Genomic DNA, 16,678 nt, shown 5'->3' on the forward strand with positions numbered 1-16,678 from the left:
TATCTTTGTTTTTCAAATTCAATAGAAAATGGCAATAGAATCTGTAATACTTCCTGAGAAAGTTAAAAAACCAAAATGGTTACGTGTAAAATTACCTGTTGGTAAAAAATACACGGAGCTAAGAACTTTGGTAGATAAATATAAACTGAATACTATTTGTACTAGTGGAAGCTGCCCAAACATGGGAGAATGTTGGGGAGAAGGAACTGCTACATTTATGATTTTAGGAAATACTTGTACGCGTTCTTGTGGTTTTTGTGGTGTAAAAACCGGAAGACCAGATACTGTAGAATGGGATGAACCAGAAAAAGTGGCACGTTCTATAAAATTAATGAGCATTAAACACGCCGTAATTACTTCTGTAGATAGAGACGATTTAAAAGATGGTGGTTCTATTATTTGGGCAGAAACTGTGGATGCAATCCGTAGAGCAAACCCAAATACAACTTTAGAAACTTTAATTCCAGATTTTCAAGGAAACACAAAACAGTTAGACAGAGTTATAGAAGTACACCCAGAAGTAGTTTCTCATAATATGGAAACCGTTAGAAGGTTGACTCGTGAAGTTAGAATACAAGCAAAATACGATAGAAGTTTAGGTGTTTTAAAATACTTAAAAGAAAACGGAATGCGAACTAAAACTGGTTTAATGCTAGGTTTAGGAGAAAAGGAAGAAGAAGTTATACAAACCATGAAAGATTTACGTGCAGTAAATTGTGATATTATTACGATTGGTCAGTATTTACAACCTACAAAAAAGCATTTACCGGTTAAAGAATTTATCACTCCAGATCAGTTTAAAAAATACGAAACATTAGGTTTAGAAATGGGCTTTATGTATGTAGAAAGCGGTGCTTTAGTGCGTTCTTCTTACAAGGCACATAAACACGCTGTATAAATATTTTTAAGTTGATAATAGATTATCATAAACACTTATATTTTTACATCAAAAACGAATAAAATTTAACGATTCTCAATTGAGAGTCGTTTTTTTATTAAATTAATATAAAAATTAGATTTAATTAACATATTCTCAAATAATATACTATTTTTGCACCGTGTTTGAAAAAGCACTATTGAAAGCAACTTTGTAAACTGTTTTTGAGATAAATATTTGAATTAGTAAGTAAAAAAAACCATCTCAAATGAGATGGTTTTTTTATGAAAATTAATAAAAGTAATTTTTAAATTACCTTAATACAGCTTCTAAATTCTTTTCGAATGATTGCTGTAATTTTTGCATTATTTTATCTATTTGTTTGTCTGCTAAAGTTTTTGTTTCATCTTGTAATAAGAAACTAACTGCATACGATTTTTTTCCTTCTGGTAATTTATCACCTTCGTAAACATCAAATAAATCAACCTCTTTTAGTAGCTTTTTTTCAGCTTGAAAAGCTAAATTGTATACTTCGTTAAAAGAAACTTTAGAATCTAATAATAAGGCTAAATCACGTTTTACAATTGGGAATTTAGATAACTCACTTACTTTAATATTCTTATTTCCTACTAATTTTAAAATAGTATCCCAATTAAAATCAGCAAATAAAACCTCTTGCTTAATTCCGAATTCTTTTAATAAAGAAGCTTTCACAACTCCAAATTCTACTAATTTTATTTTTCCTAAACCAAAAGAAATTCCTTCAGAAAAAACATCTTGTTTAGATGGTGACGATTTTACTTTATCTATTCCTAATCTACTTAATAAAGAAGTAATAACACCTTTTAAGTAAAAGAAATCAGTTGATTTACTAGCAACACTCCAACTTTCTTTAGTTCTGTTACCAGTAACAAAAAGCGTTAAATGTTTGTTTTCTTCGTATTTCTCGTTGTACTTATGATATGTTTTACCAAACTCATAAAACTGTAATGAGTTGTTTTTTCTATTGATATTATATGCAACAGATTCTAAACCACTAAACAATAAAGATTGACGTAGCACTTTTAAATCGTTACTTAACGGATTTAACATTTCTACATTTGCCTCTTCACTAATATTCTCAGACAAAGTGCTGTACTCTGGCTTTGTTAAAGAATTTGCCATAGTTTCGTTAAAACCTAAAGCACTTAATTGGTTTGCAATAACGTTTTCTATCTTAGTTTCTTTATTAGAATCAAAAGAAATTGAAGTATTTAGTTTGTGAGAAAACTCAATATTATTGTAACCGTATACTCTTAAAATTTCTTCAATAATATCTGCTTCACGCTGTACATCTGTTCTGTAAGAAGGTATCGTTAAACCAAGACCACCATTAGTTACACTGTTTATTTTAATTTCTAAAGAAGCTAAAATATTTTTAATGGTTTCTTTCGGAATCTCTTGTCCTATTAATCTATACACATGTTCAAAAGACAAAAATACTTGAAAATCTTCTATCTTAACAGGATAAAAATCAGAAACATCTGAAGCTAATTTACCACCTGCATATTCTTCAATTAACAATGCTGCTCTTTTTAAAGCGTATTCTGTTGTATTTATATCTATACCACGCTCAAAACGGAAAGATGCATCTGTATTTAATGCATGTCTTTTGGCTGTTTTACGAACACTAACCGGATTAAAATAAGCACTTTCTAAAAATATAGATTTTGTATATTTTGTAACTCCAGAATGTAAACCTCCAAAAACACCTGCAATACAAAGCGGATTAGAATCTCCATCACAAATCATGATATCTTCGGATGATAATTCTCTTTCAACTTCATCTAAAGTGGTAAACTTTGTCCCTTCTTCTAATGTTTTTACAAGAATTTTATTTCCTTTTATTTTCTGCGCATCAAAGGCGTGTAAAGGCTGCCCTAATTCATGTAAAACGTAATTTGTAATATCTACAATATTGTTTTTAGGTGTTAAGCCAATTGCCTTTAACCTATTTTGAATCCATTCTGGCGAATCTTTAACTTCTATATCTGTAATCGTAATACCACAATAACGAGGAGTCGCTTCTTTGCTTTCTACTTCTACATCTACACGTAACGTTCTTTCATCTACATGAAAATTACTTACAGAAGGAGATATCAATTCTAATTTAATATCTTGTTGAATTAAACCTGCACGTAAATCTCTTGCAACACCAAAATGGCTCATTGCATCAGATCTATTAGGTGTTAAGCCTATTTCGAAAACATGATCTGTTTCTATTTTAAAAACTTCTGCAACTGGTGTACCCGCTTTTAGTTTTTTATCTAAGACTAAAATTCCGTCATGACCTTTACCTAAACCTAATTCGTCTTCAGCACAAATCATTCCATGACTCTCCTCTCCTCTTATCTTACCTTTTTTTATTTTAAAGCCGTCACCCTTCTCGTCATATAAAGTAGTTCCAATAGTTGCAACTGGTACTTTTTGTCCTGCAGCAACATTAGGGGCACCACACACAATTTGTACGGGATTTTCTAGACCTAAATCTACGGTAGTTACTTTTAAACGATCTGCGTTAGGATGCTGTATACAAGTTAAAACCTTACCAACAACAATTCCTTTTAAACTTCCTTTTATAGATTCTTTGGTGTCAATTCCTTCCACCTCTAAACCTAAATCAGTTAACAATTCTCCTGTTTTAACAGGCTCCCAATCTATCTGCAAAAATTGTTGTAACCAATTGTATGATATTTTCATATTATTTTTTTCCGGGTTTGTTAACTGCAAATTTACTTAAAATCTACTTTTTATCATCCTTTTTAATTCTAAAAAGCAAGTTTATTTTTAATATTTCTAAAATAAATTATGATGCGTCTTTAAATCTGAATAATGTTGTAGAAAACACAGAATTATCAACTACTTTCTAGCAAATATTTTATTTCTGAAGAGCACCAATTGTAGCCTCTTTTTTTAGTTTAAGATCTGTAATTAAAAAAAAATGCTACTTCTAAAGTTTAAATGTATTTTGATTACATTTTTTTATTAAAAACAAAAAATTAGTGCGTGAAAAAAGTTAGAATAACTTAATTACATCACTAATTATGTATTTACAAAACTGGTTTGTAATATTTTAAATTGAAGAATTTATTACATGTATTTTAATCCGATAATTATCGAAAAATAAAGTAAAGATGTTGTCTAATTTTATTGAAATATTTTTTGATCAACCTTCTTAAAAAAGTAGTAATAAATATTAGCAAAAGTGACACCTACTAAAGCGCCTACAATAATATCTAGAGGAAAGTGTACTCCTAAATACAACCTACTATAAGCGAAAATTAATGGCCAAAATAAAACAAAGTAAATGTACTTGTATTTATCTCTTAAAAGTAATACTACAAAAACAGAGAAAAATGTTGATGTAGAAGCATGACCAGAGGTAAAACTAAAACTCTGAGGCGTAATTAGCGTTCTTAATAAGTGCTTTATTTCTGGATCGTTATTAGGACGTAAACGTTGAACAGAATTTTTTATTAGGTTGGTAAATTGGTCTGAAAATGCCACCAATAAAATCATGGTAAGAATCATAAATCCACCTTGTTTCCAACCATAAGCTTTAATGGTTAAATAAAAGATAAGAATAAACAATGGGCTCCAATAAAGTTGATTGGTAATTACCAACCAAAACGGATCCCATTGCTCACTCCCTAAACTGTTTAGAAAAATTAATAATTCTTTATCTAAATGTATAATATTTTCTAACAAATTATTTTCCAATTTTTAATACTTCAACTTCAAAAACTAAATCAGATTTTGCAGGGAAAGGACCATATTTTTCTTCACCGTACCCTAAATAATAAGGGATAAATAAACGTACTTTTTCTCCTTCTTTCATCGTTAAGACACCTTCTTTAAAACCTGCAATCATAGGTCTTTGAGTATCATTTAACTGACAAACAAAAGGTGCTCCACTAGTTTCTGCTGTAGATTGAATTTTTTTACCATCTGCAGTATACAAGGTATAATTAATAGTTAAAGGTTTGTTATCAACTATTTTTTTTCCAGAAGTTTCTTTTAATTTTAAAATGCGAAGTCCAGAAGATGTTTTTTCTGCTTTAGCTTCATCCATTTCCGCTAAAAAAGCTTCTTTTTCTACTAAATAGTTAGCATATCTTGCTTTTTCAACTTCATCTTCAGCTTTCTTTTTATCGTTTTCTAAATTTGCGAAATCTCCTAATTGAGTATCAAAAACTTCTGCAGCATTAAAGCTATTTGCTTCAGCGCCAAGTTTAAGAATCTTTACAGATAAAATAGTATCTTTTTGTACAATACTATTTACAACAGACATTCTTATAGAATCTATTGCTTTATTTAACTGTAAAGAATCTTTAATTTTACTTTTTAATTCTTTTAATTGAAGTGCGTTTATTATTGTTTTACCAAACACAGCATGTTTACCATCTAAATGCGGAATTGGTTTATGAGTAATAAAAAACTGAGTATTGTTGGTTGTTGGTCCTGCATTTGCCATAGAAAGAATCCCTTTATCATTATGTCTGTACATTAAATCTCCATCTTCACTCTTCGGAAATTCGTCACCAAAAACATAACCTGCATCTTTTCTTCCACTAGCAGTAAAACCACCACCCTGAATTACAAAGTTATCTACCACTCTATGAAAAATAACACCTTCATAAAAGTCTTTACCTTTTAAAGAATCTACTAACTTGCTATTTGTTCCTTCTACAAGAGAAACAAAATTTGCAACTGTCATTGGTACATCTTCTGCATATAATTCTACTAAAATCTCCCCTTTATTGGTTAAAATTTCAGCATAAACTCCATCATCAAGTCCTTTGTACTTTTCTGGTGTAGTGCTGCATGCAGTTAATAAAACAACAAATGCAATTAAGTATTTTAAATTCTTCATCAAGGATATTATTTTGTAATTTCTAATAATTCTACTTCAAAAATTAATGTAGAAAATGGCTTAATATCTGCACCTTTTTGTTGTGCTCCGTAAGCTAATTCTTGCGGTATGAAAAATTTATATTTAGAACCAACATTCATTAATTGCACACCTTCTGTCCAACCTTTAATTACTTGGTTTAATCCAAATTCTGCTGGCGTACCTCTATCTACAGAGCTATCAAAAACTTTTCCTTCTATGTTAGTTCCATGATAATGAACTTTAACTTTTGTAGTTGGTCCTTCTGGCTTGTCTCCGTTACCTTCTTTTAAAACAATGTACTGTAAACCACTATCTGTAGTAATTACACCTTCTTTTGTTTTGTTTTCTGCTAAAAAGTCAATTCCTGCTTTTTTATTTTCTCCAAACTTAGCTTCTGCTTCACTAGCTGCTTTTGCTTGCTGCGCTTGCATTTCTTCTGCTTGTTTCTTTTGAAAATAAGGGCTAATTACACTCTGAATATCTTTAATATCTATTAATAAATTAGTAGAATCTAAACCATTTCTAATAGCTTGTGTAAGAATGTCTTTATTTACATCTTTAAAACCAGATCTTAATTGACCAGACATACTTAAACCAATTGCATAACTAACAGAGTCTATTTCTGTTTCTAAAGATTTTACTTCTTTTACTTTGCTATCACAAGATACCATAGATGCAACAACTGCTAATGCTAATACACTTTTTACTACTTTCATTTTTAATTATTTATATTGATTAATGTTACTGTACTCTTAATTGATTGATTAATTCCTATTTTATTTCCATCTCCAGAAATGCCATAAGCACTATAAGACGGAATCACAAATGTAATGGTTTCTCCAACTTTCATCAACTTTATTCCTACTTGAAGTGCAGAAATAAAATCTTCTTTATCTACTCTGTAATTTTTTACACCTAATTCTTCCTTACTATAAATTATATTCCCTTGTAAATCAGAAACATTATACGATATCACTGCAACATCTCCTTCTTTTGGAGTTGGAGCGTTTTCTTCTATTTTGTTGATGTAGGCATACCAAAATCCATTAGGAGAAACTTGAAATGTATTTACAGAATCTTTTTTAATTACGTCTAAAATCTTAGCTTCTTCTATAGCATTTAACTTTATAGACTCCTTAATAGTTTCCTTTAATACCGTTGTAGAGGCTTTAGGATTAATCGGTTTTCTAGGCGCTACTTTAGAGCAACCTATACATAAGATTGATGCAAGAACTAAAATTTTAATTTTCATAAGAAGCTTCTAATTCTTTTTGATATTGTGGTAATAAACTAACAAATTTGGTCACGGTATCTGCCATGGAAGTATCAGACCTTCCTCCTGCTGCATTGTCATGTCCGCCTCCAGAAAAATGATTTCTTGAAAACTGATTTACAGAAAAAGTTCCTTTAGAACGGAAAGATATTTTTACCATCCCTTGCTCACTATCTTCTATAAAAATTGCTGCAAAAATAATTCCTTTTAAAGAAAGTGCATAGTTTACAACACCTTCTGTATCTCCTTTCTGAAAATCGAATCTCTTTTTTTCTTCCGAAGACAATGTAATATACGCAGTATTGTACATTGGTAAAATTTGTAAATTACTTAACGCTTGTCCTAATAACAACAATCTGTTATAAGAATTGGCATCGTATACATTATTATGTATTTTATCATTTTTTGCACCTTTATCTATTAAAGCGGCAATAATTCTGTGCGTAGTACTTGTGGTAGACCTAAAACGAAAAGATCCAGTATCTGTCATAATACCTGTATATAAACACGTAGCAATATCTGCATCAATTAAATCTAAATCGGCATTCATTTCTATAAATTGATACACCATTTGGCTTGTAGAGCAAATAGTAACATCAGAATACATATATTTTACATCATCTGGTTGTTGATGATGGTCTATCATCGCAAAATCGTTGGGATATTTCTCTAACGTCTTTTGCATGTCAGTACCTACTCTATGCAACGTATTAAAATCTAAAAGAAAAATAATATCTGATGATTTTATAGCTTTTTGAGATTGATTATTTTGCCAATCGAAACGATAGGTAGTTTCTGAACCTGGTAACCAATGTAAAAACTCTGGATATTCATTAGGCACAACAACAGTTGCATTGTGTCCTTTTTTACCTAAATAATGTTTTAAAGCTAATGTAGATCCCATAGCATCCCCATCTGGATTTCTATGCCCTACAATTACAATATTTCTCGATGTGTCAAGAAAGCTTTTTAACTCTTCAAATCCTTTTAAAATCATAAGATGCGAAGATACAATTTAATAACATTGTTCAAAATATATTTTCTTTTACATTTCTGTTAAAATAAACCCATTTAGTCTTAAAATTTAACATTTGAAATCTACCTTTTAGTCCTTTTTATTTATAATATTGGGCACCTTCTAAAGAAACTTACCACAATAACTCCAATGCTTTCACTTCTAACCAACTTATAAATCCATACAGTAATTTCACTAAAAAAACGGACAAACACAGATTGTAAAAATGTAGTTTCATAAATTAGTTTTAGACTTTTAAAATTGAATTTTTTAAAAAAGAAATCGCCCTAGAAATGCGGAGTAAAAACAATAAATTACAACAAGAATTCACACAAGTTTACCCTTAACTTGCAGTTAACATTAAATAATGTACTTTTGCAAAAATATAAAAAATAGAATGGCAACAAATAGAACATTTACAATGCTTAAACCAGATGCTGTAGAAAACGGACATACTGGAGCAATTTTAGACAAAATTAACGCTGCTGGATTTAGAATTGTAGCTTTAAAGAAAACTCAAATGACACAAGCAGATGCTGAAACTTTTTATGCTGTGCATAATGAGCGTCCGTTTTTTGGTGAGTTAGTAGAGTTCATGACACGTGGACCAATTGTAGCTGCAATCTTAGAAAAAGACAACGCTGTAGAAGATTTTAGAACCTTAATTGGTGCTACAAATCCTGCTGATGCTGCAGAAGGAACTATTAGAAAATTATACGCAACTTCTATGGGAGAAAATGCTGTACATGGTTCTGATTCTGATGAAAATGCACAAATTGAAGGAAACTTTCACTTTTCTGGAAGAGAGCAATTTTAAGGATTTACAAAATTCTTAATCAAATATTTTAAAGAAACTCGTAACGTAATTGTTACGAGTTTTTTTTGTTTGAAACTTTTAGTTTGCATCTAAACGAATTTTTAGATAATTCAATAAATAAATTATCTTTACAAGATAACAGTAATATATATTGACACTATATCTAGATAATTTTACGGATATGACTAATAAAAGTTACTATATAACTAGTTGTAGCAGATTAAAAAAAACTACTAAATGAAATCAAAATACATATTATTATTTACAACTTTATGCCTGTTCCATAGCTGCAAAGAAAAAAGTACTGGATTTAATATTAGTCTCAATTCAGAAATTGAATTAGATACAATCTATATTTCAGAATTGATTACTAGAAAACCAATTACTAAAATTTACGAGAATAAAGAAATAAAAAACATTCCATTAGATTATCCAACAGTAGCGAGAATACACACAAAAAAAAATGACAAAATATACCTTACAATACTGGAGCAAAATAAAAATCTGAACATTTCTGTTCTAAAGGATTCTACACTAACAACAAATGACAAAAGCGACTCTTTAGTTAATTACCTCTGGAAAAGTAACTTAAAATTCATCCAAGAAAATAGTTCATTCATATTTACAACTCAAAATACAGATTCTATACCTATTTTGTTTGAAAGATTTAGAGTAAAAAGAGAAACCGAAATTAACAAATTCAAAGACCAATTCAGTTCAAAAACACTAGAAGTGCTTGATTTTCAAAATGATGCTCGTATTTATTCTTTTTTGTTTTTCTTTGGTAGAATTTCGAAAGGCTTAAAACCTAATGATAATTATTTTGATTTTATCGAGAAGATTCCAAAAGCTTCTAAAACATTAAAATCTCTTCCCGATATCTATCTTTATAAATACGAAGTAGAGTATTTAAGGAAAAATAAATCCTTAGAAAGTATCACTGATTTTTTACGGTTTATTGAAAAAAAGACAAACAGTAAAGATTTAGCAGATTATTTGAAAGCAAACTACATCAAATCATTGATAGAAGATCCTTCATATTGGGAAAAACACGAAAAACTATTCAATACAGAAGTTTTAACTCAAACTTTAAATTCTGAAAAAACTAATATTTATTACAGTTTAATAGAACAACCATCTTCGTCTTTTTACTCCTCACAAAATGGAGAAAAAGCATATTTATTTCAGGCAGAAGATAAATTTGGAAATCAATTTAATTTAGAAAATTTAATTGGAAAGGTCATTTTTATTGATACTTGGGCTACTTGGTGCGGACCTTGTTTAAGTCATAGACCAAAAGTTATTGAATTTGCTAAAAAATATAAAGACAACGGTGATGTAGAAATTTTACTTATTTCTGTAGATTCTTCAAAAGACAAATGGTTATCGTTTTTAGATAAGGAAAATCAAGAATTTGGTAAAAATCTATTTATAAAAAACGGTATAGGAACCGAATTCGGAAATAATTATAATATTAAATCAATTCCGAGATATATTCTTATTGGAAAAGATGGAAAAATAATTAACTCGAATATTAACGAACCTTCAATTGCAGCTGAAAAAGAAATTGAAAACGCTTTGATAAAAAAATAACGTGCTACAACACCGTGTAAAATTAATTGCTGGTTTTAGCCAATTTACGAAAGTCCTCGCGGACTTTCTATCTGTAATTTATTTACTAACTTTAGTGTTTAAAAACGCAACAAAGCTTATACAAAAACGTTGTGTGTAAGCTAAAAACCAGAGCGTTAAAATTTAAAAATTAGGAAAACAGAAATTAGACAACTCTAAAAACCGAGGGAATAACGAAAGAATTTATATCTAAAAATATTGAACTTAAACTGAAAAAAAACAAATTGAAAATCCAAATTGAAAAACGAATTTATAATCTAAAAACCATTTCCTTTAACCATTATTTCGCTTTAGTGCCAGATAATTATGATGAAGAAATACAAACAGATATTAGGGCTTGTTTTGCGAAAAATTTTATAGGTTTAAAGTCTGTCGATTACACAAAAAAGAAATATGGCATAAACAAAATTCCTGAAAATGGATTATATTATAAACTACTTGAAGATTTTACAAGCGACATTTGGAATATTTCTGAACAGTTGAGTAAAAGGTTAGACAATTTAATAATAGAGAATAAATCAAATATAACTTTAGGAATAGTAACTAATTTAATGCGACTTGAAAACAGTTACGAATCTTGTTTATTTCTAATAAAAAATCAATTTTTCTTTGAAAGTATTTCTATTAGCAGAATGATATTTGAACAAATAAACTATTGTTATAATTTATCATTAATGAAAAATAGTGATTTTTCAGATTTAACAAAGAACAATATTAGAAAAAAATTAAAATCTACGAATATTAATAACTTGAAAAAGTTATTTCCAAACGCTGAATTAGGCAGTTTCTATTCATATTTAAGTGAAGTTGCACATTTAGATTATAATCAAGTAGGTGAATACATAGAACTTGAAGAAGATACTCAAGAATATTATGTGAATTATAAGTCAGTTTCTCAATCATTTCAATCTGCATTTGTCTTATTAAAAATTCTTGATTTTCAATGTATGGTTTTTGAATATATGATGGTTAAATTTGCAGATTTAAATTTTGAATATATCAGTGTAACTGAAAATGTTCTTAATCCAAAACCCGACCGATTGACTAAAAAACTTTCTGACAAATATTTAAAATCGTACACTGAATTAATGAATTCAGAAGAATTACCAAAAGGAATTAAAAGAAGAAATAAAGTGGATAATTCAAATTCAGATTTACCATTTTAACAAAGCCTACGCACAACAAAGTATAAACTTTATTGCTATTTACGTCTCACCTGGGAAATTCCTCCAGAATTTCGACGTTCGTACTTTATTTAGTAAATTCACTAATTAAACAACGTAACAAAGCTTACACAACAACGAACGCAAGCAAAAAACGTCTATGAAATTAAAATTTATCATATTTGGAATATTTGTTATTATCTATAATAGCACAAAAGCTCAGGAAAACTTAAGTGTAAAAGTTGATCAAAGAATGGAAGCTTTGAGCATTTTTTACACGCTGGCAACTGTTGACACAATGGACATAAAACCAACACCATCAATTTATTACAAAGATTTCAAAACACACTTCAAGCCTTATAAAAATCATAAATCATTAAATTGGTATAGAAATTTAGAATCTTGGGATGGATATGATATTACTTCATTAGGTCTTTTCTTATCTGAAAATTATCCGTTTGAAATAAAAATAAAACCTAAAGTTAACTACATCAGAAGTTCCTCTAAAGACACTTTCTTATTTCATTTCAATGAATTTTACAAAGACTGTAAAGTAAAAGAGTTCATTGAAAAGCATAAAAAACTATACAAATCGGTTTGTAAAACTGCAAAAAAATCTGTTAAATACTCTGGAATTCTGAAAGAAATTCAAGGATTTTATCGAAAACCCACGGCCGGTAAATTTATAATCTATGTAGATTTATTAAATAATATGGGGAACAATGCAATTCCTTCAAATAATATTAAATTCAACGGCAATAGAATGTTTCGACTTGCATATTTGAATGATGTAAGTAAAAATCTAATCGATGAAAGTCCTGTATTTTTTACACCATATTTAAATGTAGTTACACACGAGATTAGCCATCTTTTTGTGCAAGATTTTTTAAAAGACAACAAAAAAGACTTGTCTGAAATCAAAAATATTTTTCTAACGACAAGTAGAGGAGAAAAACTTAATGAATCGGAATGGGAAAATGAATTGGACGAGTTAATAGTAAGAGTTTGCACAGCTAAAATATTAGAACAGAAATTTGGGAAAGAAAAAGGGCTAGAAGAAATAGAAAATCAATCTCGACGTTATAAATTAGCAAAGCCATTATATGCTTTTTTTGAGAATTACAGTTTAAACAGGAATAAATATAAATCAATTACCGATTTCTATCCGAAAATAATGGAATATCTAAAGAACTATGAGGAATAAAATGCCTGCACACAAAACCACATAAACCTCTTATCTAATTAGTTGAACAGTCGAAGTTAAAAAAAATCGACTCGCGCTTCACCAAGATAAACCGCTAATTTATACATAACGAAACACATACAAAATCGTTAGCACAAATATGAAAAAGCAACACCAAATTAATTACAAAAACACAGATCACAACACCCAATGAAACTTTTAAGGATTAAAAATACTTCAGACACCTATTTCTCGGAAGCATGGCAATTGTACGAAGATGCGTTCCCTATTGAAGAGCGAAGGTTATTAGAAGATCAATCTTTGGTCTTACAAAACGAGCAATATCATTTTGATGTTATCATAGATAATAACCAGTTTATAGGATTTATATTATGGTGGGATTTTGACACAAATAGATACATAGACCACTTTGCAACCGCTGTAGCACAGAGAAACAAAGGTCTCGGAAAAGCAATTCTAAATAATTTTATAGAAAGCAATAGCAAACCAATTATTCTAGAAGTAGAACTACCTATTTGCGACCTAAATAAACGGAGAATACAATTTTATGAGAATGTGGGGTTTAAATTAAATCAGCACCCGTATAAAATGCCTCCTTTAAGAAAAAAGCAACCTGCCGTAGAACTTCTACTAATGTCATATCCAGATAATATCTCTTTAAAAGAAGTGGACTTGTTTATCGAAAAATGTCATCCTATTATTTTTAAAAACAATTTATAAACTTCTGTTTTTTTTTAGAAAATAAAAAAGCAAAATATAATCACTATATTTTGCTTTACTTTATTATTTAGATCGTTAATAAAACGCTACACTAACAATAATTTAGAAATCACATCATCACCAATTTCTTCATTCATCATTTTTACAATCTTATCTTTACCGTAACTTAATTCTTCACGTAAAACAGAAGACGTTAACTGAATAACTAATGTTTTGTTCTGCAGCTTAACAGAAGTGGTATGATTAGCAACACCTGGTCCCATCATTTTATTCCAAGTTTCTTCTATTTTAATTTTTTGCATTCCTTTACTCAAGTTATTTTCCTTGATAAAACTTTTCATTAAATCTTCAATAGAAAAGGAATCATTTTCTCTTTTTGCCATTATATAATAGATTATTAGATTATTGGATTTTTTGAAACTTTAAAACTAATATTACAATTTAAAAATCTGATATTCTTTACTCCCTTGCTTTAATATATTCTCTGTTCTTTCAAAATGCGTATCTGTAATAAATATCTGTCCGAATTCGTCATTGTTTACCAAATCTATAATTTGAGACACTCTATTTTCATCTAACTTATCAAAAATATCATCTAACAATAAAATAGGAGTCACTTTAGATTGTTGCTTAATAAACTCAAACTGCGCCAATTTTAAAGCGATTAAATATGATTTTTGTTGCCCTTGAGAACCAAATTTTTTAATAGGATAATCACCAATATCAAAACTTAAATCATCTTTATGTATACCAGAAGTAGTGTATTGTATAATTTTATCTTTTGTTAATGATTTTTCTAATAAATGCTTCATTGAAAAATCGTGTAACTGACTTTTATAACCTAAATTCACAAGCTCTTTATCACCAGAAATTATTTGATATTTCTCATTAAAAATTGGAATAAAGCCTTCTAAGAATTGTTTTCTAACTTCATAAATACGGGTTCCAAATTCAGAAAGTTGCTCGTCATAAACACTTAAATTTAAAGCATCAAAAGTTCTATTTGCTGCAAAATATTTTAACAACGCATTTCTCTGACTCAACACTTTATTATAAGACAACAAATCCTTTAAGTAGGTTTTGTTTTGTTGAGAAATTACGCCATCAATAAACTTTCTTCTTGTATCACTCCCTTCGGTAACCAAATCTCTATCCGCAGGAGAAATAATAACCAATGGCAACTGACCAATATGTTCAGAAAACTTCTCGTAACTTTTTCCGTTTCGTTTTAAAACCTTTTTTTGACCTTTTTTTAAACTACAAACAATTTTTTCATTTCTATCGTTTAAAAGATAGTCTCCCTCTATCATAAAAAAACCTTCTCCATGTCTAATATTCTGCAAAGCGACAGAATTAAAGTAACTTTTTGTAAAAGACAGGTAATAAATAGCATCTAGAACATTGGTTTTTCCAATACCATTATTACCCACAAAACAATTTATTTTCTTCTGAAAATCAAAAGTTTGCGACTCAATATTTTTAAAATTAAGTAAAGAAATTTTCTGTAAATACATGGATAAATTTTGATATTGAAAACGTTTTGCAAATTATTGAAAATTTAGCGAATTATCCGCTTTTAAAATCCAATTAAAAAAACTATTTTTGTCGCCACTAATTTTTAAGGAAACAATGGCTACATACAAGAAAAAATACAAGGCAGAAAGTAAACAAGTAGAAAATCAAATTGATGAATCTGAATTTGAAACAGCTGGAGTATTAAATACTTTAGACGAAACAGCGTCTAAATCTGAGCAATGGATTGAGAAAAACAACAAACCATTGTTTTTAGCTTTAATAGCAGTAGTAGTATTGTTTTTAGCTTATATGGGGTACACTAAATATGTAGTGGAGCCAAATGAAACAAAAGCTTCTAACGAGTTAGCTTTTCCTAGAAAATATTTTAACGAAGCATCAGTTGCAGGTTCTGGAATAGATTCTTTATTAACTTTAGGTTTAGAAGGTGCAGATGGTAATTATGGTTTCTTAGACATTGCAGATTCTTTTAGCGGAACGGATGCTGGAAATTTAGCAAACTATTATGCAGGTGTTTCTTATTTACAAATGAAGAAATACGATAAAGCAATTGAGCACTTAAGTAAATTTGATTCTGATGATGAGTTATTAGGGCCAGTTTCTATTGGAGCTATTGGAGATGCTTTTGCAGACATCAATCAATCAGAAGATGCTTTAAGTTACTACGAAAAAGCAGCAAACAAAAAAAGTAATGATTTTACAACTCCATTATACTTATTTAAAGCAGGTCAAATTGCTATGGAATTAAAGGATTTTGGTAAAGCAGAAACATTATTTACAAAAATTAAAGAAAACTATTCTAAATCTGACCAAGGTAGAGATATAGAAAAATATATAGCAGCAGCTAAATACGCTAACTAAAATAGTTCGCAGTAAAACAGTACAGTTGGCAGTAAATAACTAACTGAAAACTGATAACTGCAGACTGAAAACTAAAAACATGGCTACAACCAATTTATCAGTTTACGATAAAACAACAATCCCAAATGCGAAATCTTTTCGATTTGGGATTGTTGTTTCAGAATGGAATCCTGAAATTACAGGAAATTTACAAAAAGGTGCAATTGAAACTTTATTAGATTGCGGTGCAACTAAAGAAAACATTATTTCTTGGGATGTTCCTGGAAGTTTTGAATTAGTTTATGGTTGCAAGAAAATGATTGCAACGCAACAAGTTGATGCAATTATTGCCATAGGAAACGTAATACAAGGAGAAACTAAACATTTCGATTTTGTTTGTGAAGGTGTTACCCAAGGTATTGTAGATTTAAATGTAAAATACGATGTTCCTGTAATTTTCTGTGTCTTAACAGATAATACAAAACAACAATCTCTAGACAGATCTGGTGGTAAATTAGGTAACAAGGGAACCGAATGTGCCGTAGCAGCTATAAAAATGGCTGCACTTAAAAATATTGATGCTACTTCAGAAAGTATTGGTTATTAATGATAACCATTTTCCTACAAGGTTTCTCTAACCTTGTAGGTATTCTTTTATTTCCCCTAAAGTT

Annotated in this window: 16 protein-coding genes; 8 read left to right on the top strand and 8 right to left on the bottom strand. The window is 29.3% G+C overall.

The annotated features are described in order from the left end of the window. Window positions 1–28: 28 nt before the first annotated feature. Entirely contained in the window at window positions 29–898 is an 870-nt protein-coding gene (gene lipA, locus GQS57_RS13435) for a lipoyl synthase (protein WP_165733372.1), read from the top strand. Window positions 899–1,189: 291 nt separating this feature from the next. On the opposite strand, the gene pheT is transcribed toward lipA, so the two are convergent. From pheT to GQS57_RS13465, 6 genes are all read right to left on the bottom strand, one after another. Continuing rightward, complete coding sequence (pheT, locus tag GQS57_RS13440; RefSeq protein WP_165733373.1) at window positions 1,190–3,616, bottom strand: phenylalanine--tRNA ligase subunit beta; 2,427 nt, start codon at window positions 3,614–3,616, stop codon at window positions 1,190–1,192. Window positions 3,617–4,063: 447 nt separating this feature from the next. After that, on the bottom strand, window positions 4,064–4,636 hold the full coding sequence (locus GQS57_RS13445; protein WP_165733374.1) for a phosphatase PAP2 family protein: 573 nt from the start codon (window positions 4,634–4,636) through the stop codon (window positions 4,064–4,066). Continuing rightward, window positions 4,626–5,789 carry a peptidylprolyl isomerase gene (locus GQS57_RS13450; RefSeq protein ID WP_165733375.1) on the bottom strand — a complete coding sequence of 388 codons (1,164 nt, stop codon included), beginning with the start codon at window positions 5,787–5,789 and terminating at the stop codon, window positions 4,626–4,628. Before GQS57_RS13450 ends, GQS57_RS13445 begins: the two co-directional genes overlap by 11 nt. Window positions 5,790–5,797: 8 nt before the next feature. After that, window positions 5,798–6,526, bottom strand: coding sequence for an FKBP-type peptidyl-prolyl cis-trans isomerase (locus tag GQS57_RS13455; RefSeq protein ID WP_165733376.1), 729 nt, complete (start codon window positions 6,524–6,526; stop codon window positions 5,798–5,800). A 2-nt stretch (window positions 6,527–6,528) separates the two neighbouring features. Beyond that, complete coding sequence (gldI, locus tag GQS57_RS13460; protein WP_165733377.1) at window positions 6,529–7,062, bottom strand: gliding motility-associated peptidyl-prolyl isomerase GldI; 534 nt, start codon at window positions 7,060–7,062, stop codon at window positions 6,529–6,531. Beyond that, window positions 7,052–8,080 carry a bifunctional oligoribonuclease/PAP phosphatase NrnA gene (locus tag GQS57_RS13465; protein WP_165733378.1) on the bottom strand — a complete coding sequence of 343 codons (1,029 nt, stop codon included), beginning with the start codon at window positions 8,078–8,080 and terminating at the stop codon, window positions 7,052–7,054. The genes gldI and GQS57_RS13465 overlap by 11 nt, the downstream gene beginning before the upstream one ends. A gap of 415 nt (window positions 8,081–8,495) precedes the next feature. Between GQS57_RS13465 and GQS57_RS13470 the strand changes: the two genes are divergently transcribed. From GQS57_RS13470 to GQS57_RS13490, 5 genes are all read left to right on the top strand, one after another. After that, window positions 8,496–8,915 carry a nucleoside-diphosphate kinase gene (locus tag GQS57_RS13470; RefSeq protein ID WP_165733379.1) on the top strand — a complete coding sequence of 140 codons (420 nt, stop codon included), beginning with the start codon at window positions 8,496–8,498 and terminating at the stop codon, window positions 8,913–8,915. 237 nt (window positions 8,916–9,152) lie between these two features. Beyond that, complete coding sequence (locus tag GQS57_RS13475; RefSeq protein ID WP_165733380.1) at window positions 9,153–10,508, top strand: TlpA disulfide reductase family protein; 1,356 nt, start codon at window positions 9,153–9,155, stop codon at window positions 10,506–10,508. A gap of 263 nt (window positions 10,509–10,771) precedes the next feature. Beyond that, window positions 10,772–11,713 carry a hypothetical protein gene (locus tag GQS57_RS13480; RefSeq protein WP_165733381.1) on the top strand — a complete coding sequence of 314 codons (942 nt, stop codon included), beginning with the start codon at window positions 10,772–10,774 and terminating at the stop codon, window positions 11,711–11,713. A 157-nt stretch (window positions 11,714–11,870) separates the two neighbouring features. After that, complete coding sequence (locus tag GQS57_RS13485; protein ID WP_165733382.1) at window positions 11,871–12,914, top strand: DUF4932 domain-containing protein; 1,044 nt, start codon at window positions 11,871–11,873, stop codon at window positions 12,912–12,914. A gap of 189 nt (window positions 12,915–13,103) precedes the next feature. Further along, the gene (locus GQS57_RS13490; protein WP_165733383.1) at window positions 13,104–13,634 is read left to right on the top strand and encodes a GNAT family N-acetyltransferase; all 531 of its coding nucleotides are present in this window, start codon (window positions 13,104–13,106) and stop codon (window positions 13,632–13,634) included. Between the two features lie 86 nt (window positions 13,635–13,720). Here the strand turns inward: GQS57_RS13490 and GQS57_RS13495 are convergent, their stop codons facing one another. After that, window positions 13,721–14,017 carry a DUF721 domain-containing protein gene (locus tag GQS57_RS13495; RefSeq protein WP_165733384.1) on the bottom strand — a complete coding sequence of 99 codons (297 nt, stop codon included), beginning with the start codon at window positions 14,015–14,017 and terminating at the stop codon, window positions 13,721–13,723. A gap of 51 nt (window positions 14,018–14,068) precedes the next feature. Continuing rightward, window positions 14,069–15,148 carry a DNA replication/repair protein RecF gene (locus GQS57_RS13500; protein ID WP_165733385.1) on the bottom strand — a complete coding sequence of 360 codons (1,080 nt, stop codon included), beginning with the start codon at window positions 15,146–15,148 and terminating at the stop codon, window positions 14,069–14,071. A gap of 88 nt (window positions 15,149–15,236) precedes the next feature. Between GQS57_RS13500 and GQS57_RS13505 the strand changes: the two genes are divergently transcribed. Both GQS57_RS13505 and ribH read left to right on the top strand, forming a co-directional pair. Then, complete coding sequence (locus GQS57_RS13505; protein ID WP_240915482.1) at window positions 15,237–16,028, top strand: tol-pal system YbgF family protein; 792 nt, start codon at window positions 15,237–15,239, stop codon at window positions 16,026–16,028. Window positions 16,029–16,107: 79 nt separating this feature from the next. Continuing rightward, on the top strand, window positions 16,108–16,614 hold the full coding sequence (ribH, locus tag GQS57_RS13510) for a 6,7-dimethyl-8-ribityllumazine synthase (RefSeq protein WP_165733386.1): 507 nt from the start codon (window positions 16,108–16,110) through the stop codon (window positions 16,612–16,614). Window positions 16,615–16,678 lie beyond the last annotated feature (64 nt).

Origin of the sequence: Polaribacter sp. 20A6, assembly GCF_011378915.1 — a bacterium.
GTDB classification, from domain to species: domain Bacteria; phylum Bacteroidota; class Bacteroidia; order Flavobacteriales; family Flavobacteriaceae; genus Polaribacter; species Polaribacter sejongensis.